At 70.0% G+C, this 23461-nt stretch carries 22 protein-coding genes; 17 read left to right on the forward strand and 5 right to left on the reverse strand.

Annotation, left to right across the window (positions count from 1 at the left end; translation table 11 throughout):
- Nucleotides 1-152 precede the first annotated feature (152 nt).
- Both lepA and ACWEPG_RS11690 read left to right on the forward strand, forming a co-directional pair.
- Nucleotides 153-2027, forward strand: a complete 1875-nt coding sequence (gene lepA / locus ACWEPG_RS11685) for a translation elongation factor 4 (RefSeq protein WP_450134340.1) — start codon at nt 153-155, stop codon at nt 2025-2027.
- 84 nt (nt 2028-2111) lie between these two features.
- Nucleotides 2112-3041 (forward strand): NAD(P)H-dependent flavin oxidoreductase, encoded by a 930-nt coding sequence (locus ACWEPG_RS11690; protein ID WP_452594422.1) that lies wholly within the window; start codon nt 2112-2114, stop codon nt 3039-3041.
- Between the two features lie 111 nt (nt 3042-3152).
- Here ACWEPG_RS11690 and ACWEPG_RS11695 read toward each other — a convergent pair whose 3' ends face one another.
- A complete protein-coding gene (locus ACWEPG_RS11695) occupies nt 3153-5150 on the reverse strand; it encodes a glycoside hydrolase family 15 protein (RefSeq protein WP_450112151.1) in 1998 nt (665 codons plus the stop codon).
- A 64-nt stretch (nt 5151-5214) separates the two neighbouring features.
- On the opposite strand from ACWEPG_RS11695, the gene ACWEPG_RS11700 reads away from it, so the two are divergent.
- From ACWEPG_RS11700 to ACWEPG_RS11725, 6 genes are all read left to right on the forward strand, one after another.
- Nucleotides 5215-5427, forward strand: coding sequence for a hypothetical protein (locus ACWEPG_RS11700; protein ID WP_450112152.1), 213 nt, complete (start codon nt 5215-5217; stop codon nt 5425-5427).
- A 137-nt stretch (nt 5428-5564) separates the two neighbouring features.
- Nucleotides 5565-5654: an Ms4533A family Cys-rich leader peptide gene (locus ACWEPG_RS11705; RefSeq protein ID WP_354003507.1), complete on the forward strand. Its 90-nt coding sequence runs from the start codon at nt 5565-5567 to the stop codon at nt 5652-5654.
- Nucleotides 5655-5821: 167 nt separating this feature from the next.
- Nucleotides 5822-6868 carry a sulfate ABC transporter substrate-binding protein gene (locus ACWEPG_RS11710; RefSeq protein WP_450112153.1) on the forward strand — a complete coding sequence of 349 codons (1047 nt, stop codon included), beginning with the start codon at nt 5822-5824 and terminating at the stop codon, nt 6866-6868.
- A gap of 7 nt (nt 6869-6875) precedes the next feature.
- Nucleotides 6876-7799, forward strand: a complete 924-nt coding sequence (gene cysT / locus ACWEPG_RS11715) for a sulfate ABC transporter permease subunit CysT (RefSeq protein WP_450112154.1) — start codon at nt 6876-6878, stop codon at nt 7797-7799.
- Entirely contained in the window at nt 7796-8602 is an 807-nt protein-coding gene (gene cysW / locus ACWEPG_RS11720) for a sulfate ABC transporter permease subunit CysW (protein ID WP_450112155.1), read from the forward strand. Before cysT ends, cysW begins: the two co-directional genes overlap by 4 nt.
- Nucleotides 8599-9591, forward strand: coding sequence for a sulfate/molybdate ABC transporter ATP-binding protein (locus ACWEPG_RS11725; RefSeq protein WP_452594423.1), 993 nt, complete (start codon nt 8599-8601; stop codon nt 9589-9591). The genes cysW and ACWEPG_RS11725 overlap by 4 nt, the downstream gene beginning before the upstream one ends.
- Before the next feature lie 80 nt (nt 9592-9671).
- On the opposite strand, the gene ACWEPG_RS11730 is transcribed toward ACWEPG_RS11725, so the two are convergent.
- Entirely contained in the window at nt 9672-10973 is a 1302-nt protein-coding gene (locus tag ACWEPG_RS11730; protein WP_450112157.1) for an outer membrane protein assembly factor BamB family protein, read from the reverse strand.
- 271 nt (nt 10974-11244) lie between these two features.
- Here ACWEPG_RS11730 and ACWEPG_RS11735 point away from each other — a divergent pair, with 271 nt between their 5' ends.
- Nucleotides 11245-11514 (forward strand): hypothetical protein, encoded by a 270-nt coding sequence (locus ACWEPG_RS11735; RefSeq protein ID WP_450112158.1) that lies wholly within the window; start codon nt 11245-11247, stop codon nt 11512-11514.
- 17 nt (nt 11515-11531) lie between these two features.
- Nucleotides 11532-12275 (forward strand): acyltransferase, encoded by a 744-nt coding sequence (locus ACWEPG_RS11740; RefSeq protein ID WP_450112159.1) that lies wholly within the window; start codon nt 11532-11534, stop codon nt 12273-12275.
- Between the two features lie 90 nt (nt 12276-12365).
- Here the strand turns inward: ACWEPG_RS11740 and ACWEPG_RS11745 are convergent, their stop codons facing one another.
- From ACWEPG_RS11745 to ACWEPG_RS11755, 3 genes are read right to left on the reverse strand one after another with little or no spacing between them, the layout of a single operon-like run.
- Complete coding sequence (locus tag ACWEPG_RS11745) at nt 12366-13610, reverse strand: glycosyltransferase family 4 protein (RefSeq protein WP_452594424.1); 1245 nt, start codon at nt 13608-13610, stop codon at nt 12366-12368.
- Nucleotides 13607-15163 carry a 1,4-alpha-glucan branching protein domain-containing protein gene (locus ACWEPG_RS11750; protein ID WP_450112161.1) on the reverse strand — a complete coding sequence of 519 codons (1557 nt, stop codon included), beginning with the start codon at nt 15161-15163 and terminating at the stop codon, nt 13607-13609. Before ACWEPG_RS11750 ends, ACWEPG_RS11745 begins: the two co-directional genes overlap by 4 nt.
- A complete protein-coding gene (locus ACWEPG_RS11755; protein ID WP_450112250.1) occupies nt 15160-15984 on the reverse strand; it encodes a methyltransferase domain-containing protein in 825 nt (274 codons plus the stop codon). The genes ACWEPG_RS11750 and ACWEPG_RS11755 overlap by 4 nt, the downstream gene beginning before the upstream one ends.
- A 255-nt stretch (nt 15985-16239) precedes the next feature.
- Here ACWEPG_RS11755 and ACWEPG_RS11760 point away from each other — a divergent pair, with 255 nt between their 5' ends.
- The 7 genes from ACWEPG_RS11760 to ACWEPG_RS11790 all read left to right on the forward strand — a co-directional run bounded on the left by ACWEPG_RS11760 (nt 16240) and on the right by ACWEPG_RS11790 (nt 23460).
- The gene (locus ACWEPG_RS11760; RefSeq protein WP_450112162.1) at nt 16240-17025 is read left to right on the forward strand and encodes an electron transfer flavoprotein subunit beta/FixA family protein; all 786 of its coding nucleotides are present in this window, start codon (nt 16240-16242) and stop codon (nt 17023-17025) included.
- Between the two features lie 45 nt (nt 17026-17070).
- Nucleotides 17071-18024, forward strand: coding sequence for an electron transfer flavoprotein subunit alpha/FixB family protein (locus tag ACWEPG_RS11765; protein ID WP_450112163.1), 954 nt, complete (start codon nt 17071-17073; stop codon nt 18022-18024).
- A gap of 198 nt (nt 18025-18222) precedes the next feature.
- On the forward strand, nt 18223-19017 hold the full coding sequence (locus ACWEPG_RS11770; RefSeq protein ID WP_450112164.1) for a GNAT family N-acetyltransferase: 795 nt from the start codon (nt 18223-18225) through the stop codon (nt 19015-19017).
- A 41-nt stretch (nt 19018-19058) separates the two neighbouring features.
- Nucleotides 19059-19865 carry a lysophospholipid acyltransferase family protein gene (locus ACWEPG_RS11775; RefSeq protein ID WP_452594425.1) on the forward strand — a complete coding sequence of 269 codons (807 nt, stop codon included), beginning with the start codon at nt 19059-19061 and terminating at the stop codon, nt 19863-19865.
- A gap of 171 nt (nt 19866-20036) precedes the next feature.
- Entirely contained in the window at nt 20037-21323 is a 1287-nt protein-coding gene (locus tag ACWEPG_RS11780; protein WP_452594426.1) for a cysteine desulfurase family protein, read from the forward strand.
- Nucleotides 21323-22438 (forward strand): tRNA 2-thiouridine(34) synthase MnmA, encoded by a 1116-nt coding sequence (gene mnmA / locus ACWEPG_RS11785; RefSeq protein ID WP_452594427.1) that lies wholly within the window; start codon nt 21323-21325, stop codon nt 22436-22438. Before ACWEPG_RS11780 ends, mnmA begins: the two co-directional genes overlap by 1 nt.
- On the forward strand, nt 22435-23460 hold the full coding sequence (locus tag ACWEPG_RS11790; RefSeq protein ID WP_450134352.1) for a methionine synthase: 1026 nt from the start codon (nt 22435-22437) through the stop codon (nt 23458-23460). Before mnmA ends, ACWEPG_RS11790 begins: the two co-directional genes overlap by 4 nt.
- Nucleotide 23461 lies beyond the last annotated feature (1 nt).

Raw genomic sequence — 23461 nt, forward strand, 5'->3', positions numbered from 1 at the left:
CGCAGTGAAGTCACCGGTGGTGACCCTCGATGTGTACGCGCACCTGCCGTCAAGGGATGATGGGAGGGCACGGGACGCGGCGGACGTCGTCCCGGTGCGGGACCAGTGCGGGACGGGCGACCGGACCGGGTCGGTACAGGTGCGCGAGTGAGATGAGGGAATTGGGCTTGAGCAGCAACTTCGCGGAGACGACGTTCACGGATCCGTCGCGGATCCGGAACTTCTGCATCATCGCGCACATCGACCATGGCAAGTCGACGCTGGCGGACCGGATGCTGCAGCTCACCGGGGTCGTCGAGGAGCGCGCGATGCGCGCGCAGTACCTCGACCGGATGGACATCGAGCGCGAACGCGGCATCACGATCAAGGCGCAGAACGTGCGGCTCCCGTGGACCGTCGAGAACGAGGACGGCACCACCGAACAGATCGTCCTGCACCTGATCGACACGCCGGGCCACGTCGACTTCACGTACGAGGTCTCCCGCGCGCTCGAGGCATGCGAGGGTGCGGTGCTGCTCGTCGACGCCGCGCAGGGCATCGAGGCCCAGACCCTGGCCAACCTGTACCTGGCGATGGAGAAGGACCTCACCATCATCCCGGTGCTCAACAAGATCGACCTGCCCGCGGCCGACCCGGACAGGTACGCCGCCGAGATCGCGCACATCGTCGGCTGCGAGCCGGAGGACGTGCTGCGGGTCTCCGGCAAGACCGGTGTCGGTGTGAAGGAGCTGCTCGACGAGGTCGTCAAGCAGGTGCCCGCGCCGGTCGGCGACGCGGACGGTCCGGCGCGCGCGATGATCTTCGACTCTGTCTACGACGCCTACCGCGGCGTCGTCACCTACGTGCGAGTGGTGGACGGCAAGATCCGTCCCCGCGAGAAGATCACCATGATGTCGACCGGCACCACCCACGAACTGCTCGAGGTGGGCATCATCTCGCCCGAACCCAAGGCCACCGTCGGCCTCGGCGTCGGCGAGGTCGGCTACCTCATCACCGGCGTCAAGGACGTGCGCCAGTCCCGAGTGGGCGACACCGTCACCACCTTCCGCAACGGCGCGACCGAGCCGCTGACCGGCTACCGCGACCCCAAGCCGATGGTCTACTCCGGTCTGTACCCGATGGACGGCTCCGACTACCCGGTGCTGCGCGACGCGCTGGACAAGCTGCGCCTCAACGACGCCGCGCTGGCCTACGAGCCGGAAACGTCCGTGGCGCTGGGCTTCGGCTTCCGCTGCGGCTTCCTCGGCCTGTTGCACATGGAGATCACCCGAGACCGCCTCGAGCGTGAGTTCGGCCTCGACCTCATCTCCACCGCGCCGAACGTGGTGTACCGCGTGATCATGGAGGACGGCTCCGAGCACGAGGTGACCAACCCGTCGTACTGGCCCGAGGGCAAGGTGCGCGAGGTGTACGAGCCGATGGCCAAGTGCACCGTCATCGCGCCGAGCGAATACACCGGCGCGATCATGGAACTGTGTCAGAGCCGCCGCGGCGAGCTCGGTGGCATGGACTACCTCTCGGAGACGCGTGTCGAGCTGCGTTACACGTTGCCGATGGGCGAGATCATGTTCGACTTCTTCGACGCCCTCAAGTCTCGGACCAAGGGCTACGCCAGCCTCGACTACGAGGAGGCGGGCGAGCAGCAGGCCGCGCTCGTCAAGGTCGACATCCTGCTGCAGGGCGAGGCCGTCGACGCGTTCAGCGCGATCGTGCACAAGGACGCCGCCTTCGCCTACGGCAACAAGATGACCACCAAGCTGCGCGAGCTGATCCCGCGCCAGCAGTTCGAGGTGCCGATCCAGGCCGCGATCGGCTCGAAGATCATCGCCCGCGAAAACATCCGCGCGATCCGCAAGGACGTGCTCGCCAAGTGCTACGGCGGCGACATCAGCCGTAAGCGCAAGCTGCTCGAGAAGCAGAAGGAGGGCAAGAAGCGGATGAAGACCATCGGTCGGGTCGAGGTCCCGCAGGAGGCCTTCGTGGCGGCGCTGTCGAACGAGTCGGTCGCGGACAAGCCCAAGAAGTAGGCGCTGCGCGCCCGTGAGTCCTTCTGGTCCGCCCCCGGGCCGCAAAGACTCACGGGCGGCGGAGTCGCAGCCGAGAGGGGAACGATGCTCGAGACCTGGTTGACGGAGACGTTGGGACTCGAGGTGCCGATCCTCGGCGCCCCGATGGGTGGACGCGCCGGCGGCGCGCTGGCCGGCGAGGTGTCGAAGGCCGGTGGCCTCGGCATGCTCGGCGCGGCCCGGTACACGACACCGGAGTGGATCGCGTCGGAGGCGGCGGTCGCGCGTGAGCGCGGCGGTCGGGTCGGCATCGGCCTGATGACGTGGTCGCTCGACGACGACGACACCCTCCTCGGCGCCGCGATCGACGAGAACCCGACACTGCTGACCCTGTCGTTCGGCGATCCCGCGCCGTACGTGAAGCGGGCGCACGCCGCCGGGATTCTCGTTGCCTCCCAGGTGAACACGCTCGAAGATCTGCGGGTCGTCGAGCGCGCCGGCGTGGACGTCGTCATCGCCCAGGGCGGCGAGGCCGGCGGGCACACCGGGCGCATCGGCACCCTCCCGCTGCTCCAGGAGTTGCTCGACGCCACCGAGTTGCCGGTCCTGGCGGCCGGCGGCATCGGCACCGGCCGCGGCCTGGCGGCGGTGATCGCGGCCGGTGCGCAGGGCGCACTGATCGGCACCGCCCTGCTGGCCAGTCCCGAGACCGTCGGCCCCGACTACGCGCGCACCGCGGTCGTCGACGCAGGCAGCGCCGACACCGTCTACACCGAGGTGTTCGACCGGGCGCGGCACCAGCCGTGGCCCGAGCGGTGGGGCGGCCGGGCCATCGCCAACGACTTCACCCGCGACTTCCACGGCACCGACACGCCGGTCGAGAAGTTGGAGCAGGAGTACGACGCCGCCGATCCGCGCCGCGGCGTGGTGTACGCGGGCGAGGCCGTCGGCCTGGTGCGCGACGTGCGGCCCGCGGGCGAGGTGGTGCGGCAGATCGCCGCCGACGCCGAGCGGCTCCTGTCCCGCTTCTCCTGACCCCTGGCACACCCCCGTCCATCTGACCGAATGTGGCATTCCGTCACTTGAAGTGACCGAGGGCCACATTCGGTCGAATGGGCTGGGGGGTGGCGGGGCGGGCGGGTGGGCTCACATGGGGGAGTGCGCGGGCTGGAAGGCTCCGGTGTCGCCGGCCTCCTCGGCGCGGATGACGTGCACCACCGCGTTGATCAGCGCCAGATGGGTGAACGCCTGCGGGAAGTTGCCGAGATGCCTTCCGGTGCGGGGGTCGATCTCCTCCGCGTACAGCTTGAGGGGACTCGCGAAGCCGAGGAGCCTCTCGCACAGGCGCTTCGCGCGGGCAAGCTCACCGATCTCGACGAGTGCGGACACCAGCCAGAACGAGCAGATCGTGAACGTGCCCTCCTCGCCGGACAGTCCGTCGTCGGTGGTTTCGACGCGGTAGCGAAGCACCAGGCCGTCCTCGGTGAGCTCGTCCGCGATGGTCAGCACGGTGGCGCGGACGCGGTGGTCGTCGGCGGGCAGGAAGCGCAGCAGCGGGACCAGTAGCAGCGAGGCGTCCAGCGACGGGTGCCCGTACCGCTGGGTGAACACCCCCCGCTCGTCGACGCCGTGCTCGAGGACGTCGGCCTTGATCTCGTCCGCGATCTCCGACCACTGCTGCGCGTACGACTTCTCGCCGTGCAGCGCAGCGAGTTTCGAACCCCGGTCGAGAGCCACCCAGCACATCACCTTCGACGAGGTGAAGTGCTGCGGTTCGCCGCGCACCTCCCAGATGCCGCGATCCGGTTGCCGCCAGTGCTTGATCGCCTCTTCCACCTGGCGTTTGAGCAGCGGCCACAGTGCGTCCGGCACCTGGTCACGGGAGCGGACGTGCAGGTACACCGAGTCGAGCATGGTGCCCCAGATGTCGTGCTGCTTCTGGTTGTAGGCGCCGTTGCCGATGCGGACCGGGCGGGCACCGTCGTAGCCGGACAGGTGGTCGAGTTCGGATTCCTCGAGCGTCTTCTCGCCGCCGATCCCGTACATCACCTGCAGCGAGTCGGGGTGTCCGTGGTCGGACTGCGACACGTCGGAGATGAACGCGAAGAAGTCGTTGGCCTCCCGGTCGAGTCCCAGGGTGTACAACCCCCACAACGCGAACGTGGAGTCCCGCACCCACGCGTAGCGGTAGTCCCAGTTTCGCTCCCCACCCGGCGTTTCCGGCATCGACGTGGTGGACGCGGCGAGCAGTGCGCCGGTCGGGGCGTAGGTCAGTCCCTTCAGCGCCAGGGCGCTGCGCTGCAGGTAGCCGCGCCACGGGTGGTCGGGGAAGCGGCCGATGGTGATCCACTGGCGCCAGCACTCGGCTGTCGTCCACATCTTGTCGGCGGCCTCGTCGAACGTCTGCGGCGCAGGCAGATCCGACCACGACAGCGCAACGAAGACGTTGTCGCCCTCCTTCATCCGGGTGCGGGCCCGCGCCTCGCGGCCCTCGATGCCCAGCTTCAGGTTGGACGTCAGGCGCAGCGTCGGGTGTGCGCCGATCGCGCTGCCGTCGCAGGTCGCGGTGGCCTCCTCGTAGACCTTGCCGGTGTACTCCCACTTCGCCGGTGTCCGGTGGTAGTCGAACGAGGGCTCGCAGCTCATCTCCAGCTCAACCACGCCGCTGACACATTTCACCGTGCGCAGCAGAATGTGCTCGGCGTCCCAGTCGGTCGGGGTGCGGCGGTGGCTGCGCGACCGTTGGTCGTTGTTGTGCCACGCACCCATCACCAGGGCATCGCGGACGATCAGCCACCCGGTCTCGGTCTGCCAGGTGGTCTCGACGATGAGCCCGCCCGGCAGGTACCGGCGGGCCGCCGGGACGTTCTGTCCGTACGGGCCGATCCGGAAATGACCCGCGCTGCGGTCCAGCACCGCGCCGAACACGCTCGGCGAGTCCGGCCTCGGGATGCACATCCACTCCACCGAACCGTTGCGCGCGATCAGGCACGTCGTCTCGCAGTCCGAAAGGAACGCGTAGTCGTCGATCGGGGGAAACCTGCTGCGGTGCGTCGAGGTCTCGACCGTCGCAGGCAGGTTCGCGGAGAGCGACTCGTCGGTGCCGGTGCTCAGCCCGTTCACATCGTGTTCGGTGGCCGTCATCTCCACATCATGGGCGCGGTGGGCGCCGTCGTCCACCGCAGACGCGCCCGCGTAGGGTGAGGGCGTGAATCAGATCGCCAGTTGGTGGGACGGCCTTGAATTGTGGGTCATCGGTCTGCCCTACGTTCCGCAGTTGCTGCTGGTGATGGCGGTCGCGATGCCTGCCGCATACGGTGTCGCGCGCATCTTCGACGTGGCGCTGGCGCGGGCGCTCGCCTTGCTCGGACGCGACCGGGACCAGGTCTCGGCGGAGGTCGTCGCGGCGGGTGAGCGCTGATGCCCCGGTCTCGCGTCACCCTGATGCTCATCGCGCTGCTGGTCCTCGTCCTCATCGGCTGGCTGCTGACCCGTTGACGCGCCCCCCGGCGGCCGCCGGGTTAGATCCGTCACCCGACCTCTGCTAGATTCGTCGGCGTGTCTGCCACTGCCGTACACCAGGTCCGCCATGAATTGGCGTTGATCGCTGTCGGCATGCTCGCAGTCGCCGACATCGACTGTTGTTGATCCCCTCCGCCGTTGTGCATCGCGCCGGCCGGTTCGCCCCACGCAGCGGGCACCTTCCTCACACTTCGTGTCCGTGAACGCAGCCGCCCGGCCGCGGCGTTCACGGCGGTCTCGACGACCCCCGTCCCCCCATTCGCCCCGCGCGGCGAATCGTGAAAGGCATCTCGATGAGCGTTCGTGCCCGCATCTCCCGTTTCGGCCTCCTGGCCGCCGTTGTCACCGCGGGAGCCGTCGCCCTGACCGCGTGCAGCGGCGGGTCCAGTGACGTGGCCGGGGGAGGCGAGAGCGGTTCCGGTGACGGCAGCGGCGGCACCGTCAGCCTGTACGCCTACGCCGTGCCGAAGCCCGGCTTCGACAAGGTGATCCCGGCGTTCCGGGAGACCGAAGCCGGCAAGAACGTCGATTTCCAGCAGTCCTACGGTGCGTCCGGTGACCAGTCGCGGAAGGTCAAGGACGGCGCGCAGGCCGACGTCGTCAACTTCTCGGTCGAGCCCGACATCACCCGCCTCGTCGACGCCGGCCTGGTGAGCGCCGACTGGAACAAGGACGCCTACAACGGAATTCCGTTCGGGTCGGTCGTCACCCTGGTCGTGCGCGAGGGCAACCCCAAGGGCATCAAGGACTGGGACGACCTGCTCGCGCCGGGCGTCGAGGTCGTCACCCCCAACCCCTTCAGCTCGGGCTCGGCGAAGTGGAACCTGCTCGCCCCGTACGCGGCGAAGAGCGACGGCGGCAAGAACCCGCAGGCCGGTCTGGACTACGTGAACGCGCTCGTGACCGATCACGTGAAGGTGCAGCCGAAGTCGGGCCGGGAGGCGACCGAGACCTTCCTGCAGGGCACCGGTGACGTGCTGATCAGCTACGAGAACGAGGCGATCTTCACAGAGCGCAACGGCGATCCGGTCGAGCACGTCACCCCGCCGACGACCTTCAAGATCGAGAACCCCGTCGCCGTGATCCAGAACAGCAAGGTCCTCGAGCAGGCCAACGCCTTCAAGGACTTCCTCTACACCACCGAGGGGCAGACCCTGTGGGCCGAGGCCGGCTTCCGGCCGGTGGACCCGGCGGTCGCGGAGAAGTTCGCCGCCGACTTCCCGGCTCCGGCGAAGCTGTGGACCATCGCGGACCTCGGCGGCTGGAAGGCCGTCGACGCCTCGCTGTTCGCCAAGGACACCGGGTCGATCGCCGTGATCTACGACGCCGCGAGCAAGTAGTCTCACCGTGACCAGTACCACTACGACGGGGGGATCGGTGTCCGAGATCGGCGGACCCGGCCCCGAGTCCGAAGACTCGTCCGCGACGCCGAGCGCGTCCACCCCACCCACCCGCCGCAGGCGCCGATGGTTCACCGTCACCGGCACCGTCGGGCCGCTCGGCATCGGCATCACGATGCTGTGGCTGAGCGTGATCGTGCTGCTGCCGCTGGCGGCGCTGACGGTCACCTCGTTCGAGGACGGCCTCAGCGGCTTCTGGGACGCGATCACCAGCCCCGCGGCCCTCGCGTCGCTGCGCGTCACCGTCTGGGTGTCGGTCGTGGTGGCACTGATCAATGTGGTGATGGGGACACTCATCGCGTGGGTGCTGGTGCGCGACGAGTTCCCCGGCAAGCGTTTCGTCAACGCCCTGATCGATCTGCCGTTCGCGCTGCCGACCATCGTCGCCAGCATCGTGCTGCTGTCGCTGTACGGGCCGAACAGTCCGATCGGCGTGCAGCTCAACGCCACCCAGCCCGGACTGGTCGTCGCGCTCGCGTTCGTCACCCTCCCGTTCGTGGTCCGGTCGGTGCAGCCGGTGCTGATCGAGACCGACCGTGAGGTCGAGCAGGCCGCCGCATCGCTGGGCGCGAGCAACTGGACCATCTTCCGCAAGGTGGTGCTCCCGACCCTGACCCCGGCGATCATCAGCGGTGCCGGCCTCGCGTTCGCCCGAGCCATCGGTGAGTACGGGTCCGTCGTCCTGATCGGCGGCAACATCCCTCGCGAGACCCAGATGACGTCGCAGTACATCCAGCAGCAGATCGAGATCGACCGGCCCGTCAACGCGGCCGCGGTGTCGGTGGCGCTGCTGGCGATCGCGTTCGTGACGCTGTTCGTGCTGCGCATCCTCGCGAGCCGCAGCCAGCGACGTGAGGAGCAGACGGCATGAACGTCTCGACCCCGACCCGCCTCGGTATGCGGGTGGTCGCCCTCGGCTACCTGGTGCTGCTGCTCCTCGTGCCCATCGGGGTGATCCTGTGGCGCACGTTCGAAAGGGGCATCGTCAGCTTCTTCGAGGCGATCTCCACCCCGGCGGCGATCTCGGCGCTGAACCTGTCGCTGCTGATCGTGGCGATCGTGGTGCCGATCAACGTGATCTTCGGCGTGATTACCGCCCTCGCGCTGGTCCGTGGCCGGTTCCCCGGTCGCGGACTGGTGCAGGCGGTGGTTGACCTGCCGTTCGCGGTCTCACCGGTCGTCGTGGGTGTGTCGCTGATCCTGCTGTGGGGTGTCAACGGCTGGTTCGGCGGGCTGGACTCGCTCGGGTTCCGGGTGATCTTCGGGCTTCCCGGCATGGTGCTGGCGACGATCTTCGTGACGCTGCCGTTCGTCGTTCGTGAGGTCGAACCGGTGCTGCACGAGATCGGCGACGAGCAGGAGCAGGCCGCCGCGACGCTCGGCGCCTCCAAGTGGCAGACGTTCTGGCGGATCACCCTGCCCGCGATCCGCTGGGGTCTGACGTACGGCATCGTCCTGACCGTCGCCCGCTCGCTCGGCGAGTTCGGCGCCGTGATCATGGTGTCGTCGGGCTTCCCCGGCGTCTCGCAGACACTGACCCTGCTGGTGCACTCGCGCTACATCGACGACCACAACACCTACGGCGCGTACTGCGCGGCGACGCTGCTGATGGGCATCGCCCTGGTGACGCTGCTGCTGATGACGCTGCTGGACCGCAAGAGGAGCAACGCATGATTTCGGTGATCGGCGCCCGTAAGAACTACGGCGACTTCGCCGCGCTCGACAACCTCACCCTGGACATTCCGTCGGGATCGCTGACCGCGTTGCTCGGACCGTCGGGATCCGGCAAGTCGACGCTCCTGCGGTCCATCGCCGGGCTCGAGCATCCCGATTCCGGCTCCATCACGATCGCGGGCAAGGACGTGACGGGGGTGCCGCCGCAGAAGCGCGACATCGGGTTCGTCTTCCAGCACTACGCGGCGTTCAAGCACATGACGGTGCGCGACAACGTCGCGTTCGGCCTCAAGATCCGCAAGCGTCCGAAGACGGAGATCGACAAGCGGGTCAACGAGCTGCTGGAGATCGTCGGGCTCGACGGCTTCCAGCACCGCTACCCGGCGCAGTTGTCCGGTGGACAGCGTCAGCGCATGGCCCTGGCCCGCGCGCTCGCGGTCGACCCGCAGGTGCTGCTGCTCGACGAGCCGTTCGGTGCCCTCGACGCGAAGGTCCGCGAGGACCTGCGCACCTGGCTTCGGCGTCTCCACGACGAGGTGCACGTGACGACCGTGCTCGTCACGCACGACCAGGAGGAGGCGCTCGACGTCGCCGACCGGATCGCGGTGCTCAACAAGGGCCGGATCGAACAGGTCGGCACCCCGCGCGAGCTCTACGACAGCCCGGCGAACGACTTCGTGATGTCGTTCCTCGGCCCGGTCGCCAAGCTGAACGGGCAGTTGGTGCGCCCGCACGACATCCGCGTCGGCCGCGACCCCAGCATGGCGGTTGCGCAGAAGGCGGGGACCGCGGAGTCGGCCGGCGTCACCCGTGCGACGGTCGAACGCGTCGTGCATCTCGGCTTCGAGGTGCGGGTCGAGCTCCGCAACGCGGCCACCGGTGACCTGTTCGCCGCTCAGGTCACCCGCGGTGACAGCGAGGCGCTGCAGTTGAAGGAGGGCGAGACCGTCTACGCCCGCGCCACGCTGATCCCGAACATCCCGGCCTGAATCGAACGAGAGCCGAGTCGAACAAGAGCGGGGCCCGGTGGTTCTCACCACAGGGCCCCGTTTCGCGTCTCGGGCGCCGCTCAGGGCTTCAGGACGAACAGTTCGCCGATCAGGGTGGGGGTCAGGACCTCGCCGCCGGGCCCGATGGAGGTTCCGACGGTGAAGCCCGTGCCTCCCGGCAGCGTGTCCTGGTCGACGGTCTCGCCGGTGGCGGTGTCGAAGGTGATCACGGCGAGGCCGTCCGTGCCCTCACGGACGGCCGTGTATGCGGTCCCGCCCGCGGTCTGGGCGGGGACGCCGAGGTGCAGCAGATCCTTCCGCTCCCAGATCACCTCGGCATGGTCGCCGCGGTCGCGGAGCGCGAGCAGGTGCCCGTCGCGGCCGCCCGCCGGAATGATCAGACCGTCCCCGGAGGTGGAGGGACTGCCCGCGGCGGCGTACCCGATGTCGTGGTGCCAGCGCGGCTCGCCCGTCGACGCGTCGAGCGCCCAGAGTGCGCCCTCGTTGTCGTTGACGTAGACGGTGGCGCCGTCGGCGGAGATGTCGGGGCTCGATGCGCTGCCCCCGGGCAGGACGTCGGAGGACCACTCCTCGGTCAGCGCGCCGCCCTGGTAGCGCATCGCCACCAGGTCTGCCTGTGGCCGGCCCGGCCGCCAGAGCGTCAGGTAGAAGCGACCGGTGGACAGATCTATTGCCGGGGTGTTCGCGACCGGGCACTCCGCGGATCCGAAGAAGCACTTGTCGAGTCCCTGCGCGGCGGCGGGCAACGGGACGTTCTGGGCCTGGTCCGCCGTCGGTGCCGGGATCAGCTGGTAGGACGGGACGATCTCCTTGCCGGTCTGGGGGCTGAGCACGGAGACGACACCGAAGTGGGTGACGAAGAGCAGGTTGCCGTCGCCGGTGAACTGCGCCGAGAGCGGGGTGCCGCTGACGACCGTCCGCCACCGCAACTGTCCGTGTTCGTTGAACGAGTTCATCGCGCCGTCCTCGCCGATGTACACGTTCGTTGCGGAGTCGACGAGGGGAGTGGATGCCGCGACGCCGGGGCCTAGTCGCGTGCACCAGCGTTTGCGTCCGGTTTCCATCTGAAATGAGAACAGGTTGCAGCCGTTGTCGCTTCGGGTGGTGACGAATATCTGGCCGGTGGCGGCCACGGAGGCATAGGTGGCGGTCGGGGCGCCGAGTGGGCGGGACCAGTCGAGTGAAATCGAGCGGGAGCCGGTCACCGGGCTGGTGTCGCTGTTGCGGGCGTCGGCGTGCATGGCGGGCCAGCCGCCCGGCGAGTAGTTGCCGATGACCTGCGAATCGCTGCCGCAACCGGCTGTGACCAGCGCTGTCGTCGCTGTCAGTGCCACCGCTGCCGACCGTAGGACCCGCCGCATGCATCACTCCTCGTGTGGATTTCGCTCGCTGCACACTATCCGGAGGACGGAGCGGGGTGAGCACCCGACCTGGGTGGCTCTCGGCCCCGGTTGGACACGCGATGTCCGGCCCAATTCCCCAATTACTGAATGGTAATAATTGCTTGAAATGTGACGGATGGGAACCCTGTGACCTCGTGATTGTTCTGTGATTGATTGTTGGACAATTGTCCTGAAATGTTAGTCATTCAAATTAGGAGAAATTCGGCGGCCGTGTGTGTTGAAATGACTCATGGCATCGGTCGGGGTGAACGCCGGAACGACGCGCTCGTCCGGAATCGACGGCGACGTCGACCACCTGCTCGGGTCGCCGGTCGCGGGTGTCGTGATCGTCGTCGCTCTCATCGTGGGCAGTGCCGCGCTGATCGGCGTGATGACCAGTTCGCTGCTCGCCGTCGCGGTCGTCGGGGTCGGCGCGGTCGGGGTCGCGCTGATGCTCAGTGGGCTCGATCGTGCGGGACGGCGCTCGGGACCGGGCAGTGACCGACCTCACCATCGGTGAACGTAGGCTGTCGGGTCATGACCAGCATGTGGGGCGCACCGTTGCGCACGAGGTGGCGTGGATCCCGGCGGACCGACCCGGATCAGGCCAAGTTCCTTACCCGTGACTCGCTGCGGTGGGTGATCGCGAACAAGGCGTACACGCCGTGGTACCTGGTGCGGTACTACCGGCTCGCGAAGTTCAAAATGGCCAACCCACACGTGATCCTGCGCGGGATGGTCTTCCTCGGCAAGCGGGTCGAGATCCACTCCACGCCGGGCCTGTCGCGGCTCGAGATCGGCCGGTGGGTCCACATCGGTGACGGCAACGCCATTCGCTGCCACGAGGGCTCGCTGCGGATCGGCGACAAGGTCGTCTTCGGCAAGGACAACGTCGTCAACACCTACCTCGACATCGAGATCGGCGCCTCGACCCTCGTCGCGGACTGGTGCTACATCTGCGACTTCGACCACCGCATGGACGACGTCAACACCCCGATCAAGGATCAGGGCATCGTCAAGGGTCCGGTGCGTATCGGACCCGACACGTGGATCGCCGCGAAGGTGACCGTCCTGCGCAACACCATCACCGGCCGTGGCTGTGTCCTCGGTGCACACGCAGTGGTCAAGGGCGTGGTACCGGACTACAGCATCGCGGTCGGCGCGCCGGCGAAGGTCGTCAAGAACCGCAAGGAGGCGTGGGAGGCCGGTGCGGAGGAGCGCGCGAAGTACATCGCCGCGCTCGAGGACATCGAACGCAAGAAGGCCGCGGCCGCCGGATAGGCGCGTCGCGGCCGCCGGATAGGCGCGTCGCGCCTGTGCGCCTTTCCGGTGGTTCTCGCTACCGGAAGCGCGCACAGGCGCAGTGGCCCGTCAGCGGCCGGGCAGGGGACGCTGGGGGATCTCGGGGCGGCCGAGGGGGTGCCGGACGCGACGCTTGGCGCTCAGATACACCTGTGCGGTGTCCAGCGCCACCTGGTGCCAGTCGAAGTCCTCGGTCAGCCGCTCCCGGGCGGCTCGGGCGCGGCGCTGAGCCGCCGTCGGGTCGTCGAGCACCTCCCGGACCGCGGAGGTCAGCCCGTCCACATCCCCTGGCTGGAACGACAGCCCCGTCAGCCCGTCGACGACGGCCTCGCCGAGTCCGCCCGCGGTCGAGGTGACCAGTGGGGTCCCCGCGGCCGCGGCCTCGAGCGCGATGATGCCGAACGGCTCGTACCGGCTGGGCAGGACGATCGCGTCCGCGCCGTGCAGCCAGCCGAGCAGCTCCGTGTGATCGAGTGGGCCGAGGAAGTTCACCGACCGCAGCACCCGATGCGTGCGGGCCTGTTCGCGCAGCCACTCGTACTGGGTGCCCTCCCCGGCGACCGCGAGGGTTGTGCCGGGGTGGCTGCGCCGGATTCGCGGCAGTGCGGCGATCGCGTCCTGCACGCCCTTCTCGTACTCGAGCCGGCCGACGAACAGCAGCCGCGGCGGCCCCGACCGTGGCGCGCGGTCCCGGTAGCTCCACGTGGCGACGTCGATGCCGTTGCGGATCACCGTGACCGGCGCGAGGTTCGGGCCGTAGAGTTCGCTGACCTCCTCCTCCATCGACGCCGAGCACGTGATGATCGAGTCGGACTCGTTGGCCAGCCACCACTCCACCGAGTGCACCTGACGGTTGATCGTCCCCGAGAGCCATCCGCTGTGCCGTCCTGCCTCGGTGGCGTGCAGCGTCGACACCAGCGGGACGTCGTAGTACTCGGCCAGTGCGATCGCCGGGTGCGCGACCAGCCAGTCGTGCGCGTGCACGACGTCGGGCCGCCAGCCCTCGCCGATCCCCGGGCGGGCCAGGCCGACTCCGGCCCGGACCATCGCGTGCCCCATCGCGAGGGTCCACGCCAGCATGTCCTCGCCGAAGACGAAGTGCGGCGCGTCCTCCGCGACCGCCACGACCAGCACGCCCTCGGCGATGTGCGTGACCGTCGGGTGGGTCGACGCGTCGGTGCCGGTGGGGCGCCGCGAGAGCACCACAACCTCGTGCCCGGCCTCGACCAGTTCGGTGGCCAGGTGGTGGACGTGCCTGCCGAGGCCGCCGACGACCACCGGCGGGTACTCCCACGACACGATCAGGACCTTCATCTCGTCACCCCCACCTCGACGTCGGCGGGCAGTCGCCGGGCGTCCAGCCCGGGGAACAGTCCGTCGGCGTGATTCCAGCCGTCCGCGAGCCGCCGGGCCCGGTCGGGATGTCCCGACGCGAGGGCCTCGGCGATCTCCCGGGTCGCGTGCGCGTGTTTGTGGGCGCGGTCGCGGGCGTATCCGGCGGCCGAGTCCTTGCTGACCATGAACGCCCAGTCGCTCTGCACCGTCATGATCGCCTCGCGCAGGATCTGGTCGTTGACCCGGTCGCGCAGTTCGGGTCGGCCGGGAGCACGGGTGGCGCCGCGGGCCTTGTCGACGGTGTCCAGCGCGGTCTGCACGACCTCGGCGTTCAGCTGCACCAGATCCGCGACCTGATCGCCCGCCCACACCCGCCAGTCCTTGCCGCTGCCCCACGAGGAGTCGGCGAGCTCGACCGGCTCGCCGACGTAACCTTCGGCCCGCGCCTGCGCGAGGGTGCCGACACGGACACCTGCCTCCGGCAGCGCGCGCAGCACCTTCTCCAGCCACTGCGGTCCCTCGAACCACCAGTGGCCGAACAGTTCGGTGTCGAACGCGGCGACGACGAGCGCGGGCCTGCCGGTGCGGTCGTGTTCGCTGCGGATCCGGTCGACGACGGTGCGCACGAAGTCCTCGACGTGCCGGTCCACTGCCGCGGCCGCCAGTTCGGGGTCGTAGGGCGCCTTGTCCTTCGAGTCGACGGTCTTGCCCGTCACCCGCGACGGTTTCAGCCCCGTGTCGTGGTCGTAGGTGTGGAAGTCGCGGTAGGCCGCGTGCCCCGGGTAGCCGGACTTCGGCGACCAGACCCGGTAGGAGACCTGCAGGTCGCGACCGAACGCGACGACGTCCGACTCGCGCACCGGTCGGCCGACGGAGGTGTCGCCGCGCAGCGAGGGGCCGTCCACCATGAAGTGGGTGATCCCGGCGTCGGCGTACTCGCGTTCCATGCCGGGGGTGTACCCGCATTCGGGCGCCCAGATGCCGGAAGGCTTTGTGCCCCAGCGCATCCGCGCGTCCTCCAGGCCCTCCGCGAGTTCGAAGCGACGCAGTCGCGGATGCAGCAGCGGCTGGAACGGGTGCGCGAGCGGCCCGCCGAGCAGTTCGATCGTGGAGTCGTCGATCAGCCGGCGCAGCACCGGGGACGCGCCGTGCCGCCAACGCTCCTCGAATTCGGTGAGCGCCTGGGCGGAGAGCCGGTGCTCCCTGGCGCCGAGGTCGCGGCGCGCGCGGTCCGGCATCAGGGCGGCCTCGTGGGCGCGCAGCTGCCAGTTCCCGAGCCAGTGGTGCATGCCCGCCAGGCAGTGCGGGTCGTCGAGCATGGCGGCGAGCACGGGGGTGATGCCGAGCGTCAGCAGGTTCTCGCGGCCCTCGTCGGCGAGCGTGCGGAGCACCCGCGTCACCGGCAGGTAGGTCGCCGCCCACGACTGGTAGAGCCACTCCTCGCCGACCGGCCAGCGGCCGTGGTTGGCCAGCCACGGCAGGTGCGAGTGCAGCACCAGGGCGAACATGCCCGGTTGGGTGGGGCTCGTCATTTGTCGACCTCGGGAACTCGGGGGGTGGTGCCTGCCCCCGGCTTGCGCGCGATGGCGACCAGATCGAGGCTGGCGTCGATGTCGGCCTCGGTGAGGGCGAAGTCGTCGATCGTGATCGACTCGACGTCGCGGACCAGGTCCGCCGGCCACGGCTCGCCGGCCAGGGCACGGTCGATCTGGGCGTCGATGAACGATCCGCCGTGTGCGGCATCGAGTTCGCGCAGGCGCGCGCCGTGGTGCACGCCGGTCATCGTCGTCACCTCGAAACCGGCCTCCTCGAGCAGCTCGGTCAGTTCGGCGGCGTTGAGCTCGCGGGTGTGGAACGGGTTGAGCGGGGTGTCGCGGCCGGGGGAGAAGGTGATCCGGTTCGGGGTGCTGATCAGCAGTTCGCCGCCCGGCTCCAGGACCCGGAAGCACTCGGCGAGGAACTGCGCCTGATCCCACAGGTGCTCGATCACCTGGAAGTTGACGACCGTCCCGACGGTGGCGGCGTCGAGGGGCAGCTCGGCGAGGTTGCCCTGGCGCATGTCGATCCGCGGGTACCGCGCGCGGACGTGTTCGACCGCCGAGGTGTCGTAGTCCAGGCCGATGACCTGCTCGGCGACGTCCGCGATCATGTTCGCGCCGTATCCCTCCCCGGATCCGGCCTCGAGAACGACACGCCCGGCGCAGCGGCCGAGCAGGCGCTGGTAGACCACCTCGTGGCGGCGGAACCAGTAGTTCTCCTCGGGCACGCCGGGGACGGTGCGCTCGCCGGTCAGCGGCAGGGTCGCGTGGTCGCCGGTCGTGGCGGTGGAAGGCGCACCGGCGGTGCCGGTCATCGGCGCAGATGAGTCACTCACCGGTGCCAATTTACTGCTACGTGTTCCAGTGCGGGTCGTGGTGGTTCAGATCACAGGCCCGGCAACGGGGTTCGGGGCCGTGAACGCCGGAAATTCAGCCTAAGTTACCCATCGGTAACTTAGCGTGTTGTAGTGTGACGCACGGTCATCGTGCGAAGTAGATGAATACCCGAGAGCTCGGCCACCGCAGAGCAGCTCACTGAGAAGACAGACACAGGAGGTCGACGAAGACCCATGACGAACATCGTCGTTTTGATCAAGCAGGTTCCCGATACCTGGTCCGAGCGCAAGCTCACCGACGGTGACTTCACGCTCGACCGTGAGGCCGCGGATGCCGTGCTCGACGAGATCAACGAGCGCGCCGTCGAGGAAGCCCTGCTCATCAAGGAGGCCCAGGGCGGTGAGGTGACCGTGCTGTCCGCCGGTCCCGACCGTGCCACCGACGCCATCCGCAAGGCGCTGTCCATGGGTGCCGACAAGGCCATCCACCTCAACGACCCGGCTCTGCACGGCTCCGACGCGATCCAGACCGCGTACGCGCTCGCCGCTGCACTCGGCCAGATCGAGGGCGTCGAGCTGGTCATCGCAGGCAACGAGGCGACCGACGGCCGCGCCGGTGCCGTGCCCGCGATCATCGCGGAGTACCTGGGCCTGCCGCAGCTGACCCACCTGCGCAAGCTGACCGTCGCCGACGGCAAGGCCACCGGCGAGCGCGAGACCGACGAGGGCGTCTTCTCGCTCGAGGCCCCGCTGCCCGCGATCGTCTCGGTCACCGAGAAGATCAACGAGCCGCGCTTCCCGTCCTTCAAGGGCATCATGGCCGCGAAGAAGAAGGAAGTTCAGGTCCTGACCCTCGCCGAGATCGGCCTGGACCCGTCCATCTTCGGTGTCGCGAACGCCGCCACCACGGTCACCGCGTCCACCCCGAAGCCCCCGCGTACCGCTGGCGAGCGCATCACCGACGAGGGAGAGGGCGGCAACCAGATCGCCGCCTACCTGGTCGGTCAGAAGATCATCTGATTCGCGCCCCACAACCAGCAGACTCACACGTAGGAGAAAGAAGCAATGGCTGAAGTACTCGTGCTCGTCGAGCACGCCGAGGGCGCGCTCAAGAAGGTCAGCACCGAGCTGATCACCGCCGCCCGTGTCCTGGGTGAGCCCTCCGCCGTCGTCGCGGGCCCCGCCGGCACCGCCGACAAGCTGCAGGACGCCCTGGCCGCCGCCGGTGCCGCCAAGGTGTACGCCGCCGAGTCCGACGACATCGACGGCTACCTGATCACCCCGAAGGTCGACGTCCTCGCCTCGCTGGTCGAGTCCGTCTCCCCGGCAGCGGTCCTGACCGCCGCCTCGACCGAGGGCAAGGAGGTGTCCGGTCGCCTGGCCGCGCGCATCGGTTCCGGCCTGCTGGTCGACGTCATCGAGGTCAAGGCCGACGGCGCCGTGCACTCCATCTTCGGTGGCGCGTTCACCGTCGACGCCAAGGCCAACGGCGAGGTCCCGGTCATCTCGGTCCGCCCGGGTGCCGTCGAGGCCCAGCCGCAGGCCGGTGCCGCCGAGCGCGTCGCGGTCGAGGTCCCGGCGCAGGAGGAGAACGCGGTCAAGGTCACCGCGCGTCAGCCGATCGTCGGTGGCGACCGCCCCGAGCTCACCGAGGCGTCCGTCGTCGTCTCCGGTGGCCGTGGCGTCGGTTCCGCCGAGAAGTTCTCGGTCGTCGAGGAGCTCGCCGACGCGCTCGGTGCCGCCGTCGGCGCCTCGCGTGCCGCCGTCGACTCGGGCTACTACCCGGGCCAGTTCCAGGTCGGTCAGACCGGTAAGACGGTCTCCCCGCAGCTGTACATCGCCCTCGGCATCTCCGGCGCCATCCAGCACCGCGCCGGCATGCAGACCTCGAAGACCATCGTCGCGGTCAACAAGGACGAAGAGGCCCCGATCTTCGAGATCGCGGACTACGGCATCGTCGGCGACCTGTTCAACGTCGCCCCGCAGCTCACCGAGGCCGTGAAGGCCCACAAGGGCTGACAGGCGGGCACTGCCCGCGACGGCTGACAGGCGGGCACCGCCCGCGAGGGCTGATTCACGCCGCTCGCGGCACGCGCGGCCCCGCTCCCCTCGAGGGAGCGGGGCCGTTGCCGTTTTCCGGGCATGTTCATCGACCCGCCATCGACGTGACATGCCGGCGACGCCGGGTCGCCGCCCGGCAGGTCGACGCTTCCCGGTATGAGTGCCATCGAGGTCACGGCTCCGATCCGCCCCGACGTTCTCACCTCCCGATATCGACTGCTGCTGTCCTCCGATCGCGAACACCGCGAGGCGGCACAACGCCTGCGCCACACCGTGTTCGCCGCCGAACCCGGGTTCACCGCGGCCACCGGGCCGGGTGACCGGGATGTGGACCGCTTCGACGAGTACTGCGAGCACCTGCTGGTCCGCGACGAGACGGCCGACGAGACCGTCGGCTGCTACCGCATCCTCACCCCGGAGGCCGCGCGTGCGGCCGGTGGCCTCTACACGGCAACGGAATTCGACGTCGATGCCCTCGACCCGCTGCGCGCGGACATGGTCGAGTTGGGCCGGGCGTGCGTGCATCCGGGCCACCGGACCGGTGCGGTGCTCGCCATGATGTGGGCAGGGATGCTGAACTTCCTCGACCTCTCCGGTCACCGGTGGGCGGTCGGCTGCGTGTCGGTGCCGATGCGGCTGCGAGCCGACGACGCCGAGGGTGCCAACGTCCGCGCGGTCCGCGACCGGTTGCTCGCCGACCATTCGAGCGGGGCGGATCTTCGGGTCCGCCCGCTGCGGCCGGTTCCGGGAATCGACACCCTTGTGCCCCCGGCGAGGCCAGAGCTGCCGCCCCTGTTGCGTGGCTACCTCCGTCTCGGCGCCCGGATCTGCGGAGAACCCGCCCACGACCCGGACTTCGGGGTCGCCGACTTCGTGGCGCTACTCGGCATGCACGACGTCGACCCGCGATACCTGCGGCGACTGCGGTCGGTCCCGGTGGCGATGCGATGAACCACGCCTGGATGCCGTCGAGCCCCTGCGGGGACGGATGCATGACCGACCACGGGATCCGCGCCGGAGCTGTGCGTATCGGACTGCGGGGTGCAGGGCTGGCCGTGCTGCTGTCGGGGTTGCCGATGCTGGCGGTTGGCGCGGCCCTGCCGTCGCCGTGGCGGCGCGGCATGCACCGCGGCTACGCGCGGTCGGCGCTGCGGGTGCTGGGACTGCGGCTGCGGGTCAGCGACGAGCGGGACCGGACTCCCGAGAGCGGGGGAGTGCTTGTCGTCGCGGGCCACGTCTCGTGGCTCGACGTGCTCGCGCTGACGGCCGTCGAGCCCGGCGCGTTCGTCGCCCGCTCCGACCTGCTCGACTGGCCGCTGATCGGACCGTTCGTCCGGCGCGTGCGGGTCGTGCCGATCGACAGGGCGCGGCTGCGGGCGCTGCCCGCGGTCGTCGGCGACGTGGCGACGCGCCTTCGCGGCGGAGCTCGTGTGGTCGTGTTCCCCGAGGGCACCACCTGGTGTGGGAGGGCGTACGGTCGCCTGCGCCCGGCGCTGTTCCAGGCCGCCGTCGACGCGGGCGTCGCAGTGGCCCCGATCGGGTTGCGGTACGTGGGTCCGGACGGGACGACGGCGACCGGGGCCTGTTTCGTCGGAGACCAGACCTTCGTGGCGTCGCTGCGGCGGATCGTCCGGCTGCGCGAGGTGCACATCGAGGTCCGCCTGGCCCCACTGCAGCAGCCGGGCACCGATCGCCGCGAGCTGGCCGCCCGATGTGAGCGGCTGATTCGCGACGGTCGCCGCGAGTCCGGCGCGGCACCGTCCGCGTTCCCGCGGAGCCGAGCGTCGCTCGCCGCGTGAAAGCGCCGGGCACCGCCGGCCGCGTGAAAGGGCCGCGTGCCGCCGGCCGCGTGAAAGGGCCGCGTGCCGCCGGCCGTGGGAAAGCGCCGAGCACCGCCGGTCGTGTGAACCCGCCTACCTGCGCGGTCGGCGTCCGGCCCGACACGGGGGACGGGCTATCCTGGTCGGGTCATGACTTCGCCCCGCCCCCACACCACCGGAGCCGGTGATCACGGCCGCGCCGACGCGCCGCGGCCCGCCCCGTCGCACCCCGTGTATCTGGATCACGCCGCAACCACGCCGATGCTGCCGGAATCGATCGCCGCGATGACCGACGTCCTCGCGACCGTCGGCAATGCCTCGTCCCTGCACGGCTCCGGTCGCGCGGCCCGTCGCCGGGTGGAGGAGTCGCGGGAGTCGATCGCCGCCGACCTCGGTGCGCGGCCCTCGGAGGTCGTCTTCACCTCGGGTGGCACCGAGTCCGACAACCTCGCGGTCAAGGGCATCTACTGGGCGCGCCGGGACGCCGACCCGCGCCGTCGCCGGATCGTCACCAGCACGGTCGAGCACCACGCCGTTCTCGACGCGGTCGAGTGGCTGGCGGCGCACGAGGGTGCCGAGGTGACCTGGCTGCCGGTCGACGCGGACTGCCGGGTGGACCCGGACGACCTGCGCCGCGAACTCGAGATCCATGCAGACGAGACCGCGCTGGTCACCGTGATGTGGGCGAACAACGAGGTCGGCTCGATCATGCCGATCGCCGAACTCGCCGCGGTCGCAGCGGAGTTCGGTGTGCCGATGCACAGTGACGCCGTCCAGGCCGTCGCGCAGCTGCCGGTGGACTTCGCCGCGAGTGGACTGTCCGCGCTCAGCGTCGCGGCTCACAAGTTCGGCGGTCCTCACGGGTCCGGTGCCCTGCTGCTCGGCAGGCAGGTGCCGTGTGTGCCGCTGGCTCACGGCGGCGGGCACGAACGAGACCTGCGCGCGGGCACGCTGGACACGGCCGCAACGGTGGCCACCGCGGCCGCACTGCGCAAGACGGTGTCGGACAGGGAGTTCCGTGCCGCCGAACTGACCCGGTTGCGGGATCGGCTGATCGACGGCGTGCGCGCACTGGTGCCGGACGCGGTGCTCAACGGTCCGGCCGGCGCCGACCGGCTGCCCGGCAACGCGCACTTCACCTTCCCCGGCTGTGAGGGCGACTCGCTGCTGATGCTGCTGGATGCGGCCGGCGTCGAGTGCTCCACCGGGTCGGCCTGCACGGCCGGAGTGGCCAGCGCCAGCCACGTGCTGCTCGCGATGGGGGTCGACTCCCGCATCGCGCGCGGGTCACTGCGATTCTCGCTCGGTCACACGTCCATCGACGCGGACGTCGACGCCCTGCTCGCGGCGCTGCCGCAGGTCGTCGAACGGGCCCGTGCGGCGGGGTTGGCGGGCTCGAGGTCGAGGCGCATGCAGAGCACGGGAGGAGCGCGCTGATGCGGGTACTGGCGGCAATGAGCGGCGGGGTCGACTCCGCGGTGGCGGCGGCCCGGGCGGTCGAGGCCGGGCACGAGGTGGTCGGGGTGCACCTGGCGCTGTCCACGGCCCCGGGCACCTTGCGCACCGGGTCGCGCGGCTGCTGTTCCAAGGAAGACGCCGGTGACGCGCGTCGTGCCGCGGATGTACTACGAATCCCTTTCTACGTCTGGGATTTCGCGGACCAGTTCAAGGAAGACGTGATCGACGACTTCGTCGCGGCCTATGCCGCGGGCGAGACGCCGAACCCGTGCCTGCGGTGCAACGAGAAGATCAAGTTCGCCGCCCTCGCCGACCGGGCGATCGCACTCGGCTTCGACGCCGTCGCCACCGGGCACTACGCGCGTTTGGAGGACGGGGTCCTGCGCCGGGCCGTGGACGAGGACAAGGACCAGTCCTACGTGCTCGGTGTGCTGACCGCCGAGCAGCTCGCGCGGGCGATGTTCCCGGTCGGGGACACCCCGAAGCCGCAGATCCGGGAGGAGGCCGCGGCGCGCGGACTCGCGGTCGCGGACAAGCCGGACAGCCACGACATCTGCTTCATTCCGTCCGGGGACACCCGCGCGTTCCTCGGCGCGAAGATCGGTGTCCGGCCCGGCAAGGTCGTCGACGCGGACACCGGCGCCGAACTCGCCGACCACGACGGCGTGCACGGATTCACCATCGGTCAGCGGAAGGGTCTCGGTGTCGAGGGCCCGGCCGCCGACGGCAGGCCCCGCTACGTCACCGCGATCGAACCCGACACGGGGACCGTGAAGGTCGGGTCCGCGGAACGCCTGCAGGTGTGGACGATCCGCGCCGAGAGGGCGATCTGGACCTCCGGTTCGGCGCCGGACGGGCCGATCGAGTGCACCGTCCAGGTGCGTGCCCACGGTGGCCTCGCAGACGCCGTCGTCGACGACGTCGACGGCGGACTCGTGGTGCGACTGCGCGAACCGTTGACCGGTGTCGCGCGGGGGCAGGCGGTGGTCCTCTACCGCCGTGACCCCGCCGGTGACGTCGTGCTCGGCAGCGGCACCATCGCCGGCACCGGCGGTGCCGACGAGCCCGGCGCCGCCGGCAGTGAATCACGGTGACGGACACCGTCTTTCCCGTCGGTGTCGCGACGGGCGTCGGCTCGTGGCCGGGCGTCGACGCTCGCGAGGCCGCCGCGATCGTGGTCGGCGAACTGCCGGAACTGCCGCACCTGGTGGAGCTTCCGGCGCGGGGGCTCGGCGCCGACATGATCGGCCGTGCCGCCGCCCTGCTGGTCGACCTGCCGCTCGACACCTCGACGACGGGCTACCGCGTCGCGCAGCGGCCAGGGCCGGTCACCCGTCTCGCCCGCGACCTGCTCGCCCGCGACCTCGATGCGCTCGAGGAGTCGTGGGAACTTGCCGGCCGGCGTGGTACCGACCAGCCGGTGAAGGTGCAGGCCGTCGGACCGCTCACTCTGGCCTCACAGGTGGAACTCGTCGGCGGGCACCGCGCGCTGACCGACCCCGGGGCACTGCGGGATCTGGCCGAGTCGCTGGCGGAGGGCGTCCGCGGGCACGTCGCGGAGGTTGCGCGGCGGCTGGGCTCGCCGGTGGTGCTGCAGTTCGACGAGCCGGGACTGCGATCGGTACTGGACGGATCGCTGTCCGGGGTGTCGATCCTGCAGACGCCGCGCGCCCTCCCCGAACCGGAGGCGCTGGCGGTCCTGCAGTCGGTGATCGCGGCCGTGGACGTTCCGGTCCTCGTGCACTGCTGCGCCGCGACCCCGCCGCTGGATCTGCTGCGTCGCAGCGGTGCCGCGATGGTGGGGCTGGATGTCGGCGTGCTCCGGGCCGCGGATCTGGACGGGGTCGGGGAGGTGCTCGAGTCGGGACTGTCGCTCGCCCTGGGCCTGGTGCCACCGGTCGCGCCCGAGCGGGTACCCGGCTGGCGGGACCTGGCGCGACCGGCGGTCACTCTCGTCGACCGGCTCGGTTTCCCGCGCACCGTGCTGGCCGAGCGGGTGCTGATCACCCCGGCCTGCGGGCTGGCCGGGGCGGGCGCCGAATGGTCCCGACGGGCGTTGCGCGGTGCGGCCGAGGTCGCCCGGGCGTTCGCCGACGGAGCCGAGTTCGACCAGTAGG

The sequence above is a fragment of the Rhodococcus sp. NPDC004095 genome (assembly GCF_053604015.1).

Excerpts from the sequence above, each read along its gene's own strand:
- cysW (WP_450112155.1), top strand. The coding sequence starts at position 7,796 with ATGAACGTCTCGACCCCGACCCGCCTCGGTATGCGGGTGGTCGCCCTC.
- ACWEPG_RS11730 (WP_450112157.1), bottom strand. The coding sequence starts at position 10,973 with ATGCGGCGGGTCCTACGGTCGGCAGCGGTGGCACTGACAGCGACGACA.
- ACWEPG_RS11765 (WP_450112163.1), top strand. The coding sequence starts at position 17,071 with ATGGCTGAAGTACTCGTGCTCGTCGAGCACGCCGAGGGCGCGCTCAAG.
- ACWEPG_RS11750 (WP_450112161.1), bottom strand. The coding sequence starts at position 15,163 with ATGACGAGCCCCACCCAACCGGGCATGTTCGCCCTGGTGCTGCACTCG.
- ACWEPG_RS11760 (WP_450112162.1), top strand. The coding sequence starts at position 16,240 with ATGACGAACATCGTCGTTTTGATCAAGCAGGTTCCCGATACCTGGTCC.
- ACWEPG_RS11710 (WP_450112153.1), top strand. The coding sequence starts at position 5,822 with ATGAGCGTTCGTGCCCGCATCTCCCGTTTCGGCCTCCTGGCCGCCGTT.
- ACWEPG_RS11725 (WP_452594423.1), top strand. The coding sequence starts at position 8,599 with ATGATTTCGGTGATCGGCGCCCGTAAGAACTACGGCGACTTCGCCGCG.
- mnmA (WP_452594427.1), top strand. The coding sequence starts at position 21,323 with ATGCGGGTACTGGCGGCAATGAGCGGCGGGGTCGACTCCGCGGTGGCG.
- ACWEPG_RS11770 (WP_450112164.1), top strand. The coding sequence starts at position 18,223 with ATGAGTGCCATCGAGGTCACGGCTCCGATCCGCCCCGACGTTCTCACC.
- ACWEPG_RS11695 (WP_450112151.1), bottom strand. The coding sequence starts at position 5,150 with ATGACGGCCACCGAACACGATGTGAACGGGCTGAGCACCGGCACCGAC.
- ACWEPG_RS11735 (WP_450112158.1), top strand. The coding sequence starts at position 11,245 with ATGGCATCGGTCGGGGTGAACGCCGGAACGACGCGCTCGTCCGGAATC.
- ACWEPG_RS11755 (WP_450112250.1), bottom strand. The coding sequence starts at position 15,984 with ATGACCGGCACCGCCGGTGCGCCTTCCACCGCCACGACCGGCGACCAC.
- ACWEPG_RS11740 (WP_450112159.1), top strand. The coding sequence starts at position 11,532 with ATGACCAGCATGTGGGGCGCACCGTTGCGCACGAGGTGGCGTGGATCC.
- ACWEPG_RS11690 (WP_452594422.1), top strand. The coding sequence starts at position 2,112 with ATGCTCGAGACCTGGTTGACGGAGACGTTGGGACTCGAGGTGCCGATC.
- lepA (WP_450134340.1), top strand. The coding sequence starts at position 153 with ATGAGGGAATTGGGCTTGAGCAGCAACTTCGCGGAGACGACGTTCACG.
- ACWEPG_RS11745 (WP_452594424.1), bottom strand. The coding sequence starts at position 13,610 with ATGAAGGTCCTGATCGTGTCGTGGGAGTACCCGCCGGTGGTCGTCGGC.
- ACWEPG_RS11780 (WP_452594426.1), top strand. The coding sequence starts at position 20,037 with ATGACTTCGCCCCGCCCCCACACCACCGGAGCCGGTGATCACGGCCGC.
- ACWEPG_RS11775 (WP_452594425.1), top strand. The coding sequence starts at position 19,059 with ATGACCGACCACGGGATCCGCGCCGGAGCTGTGCGTATCGGACTGCGG.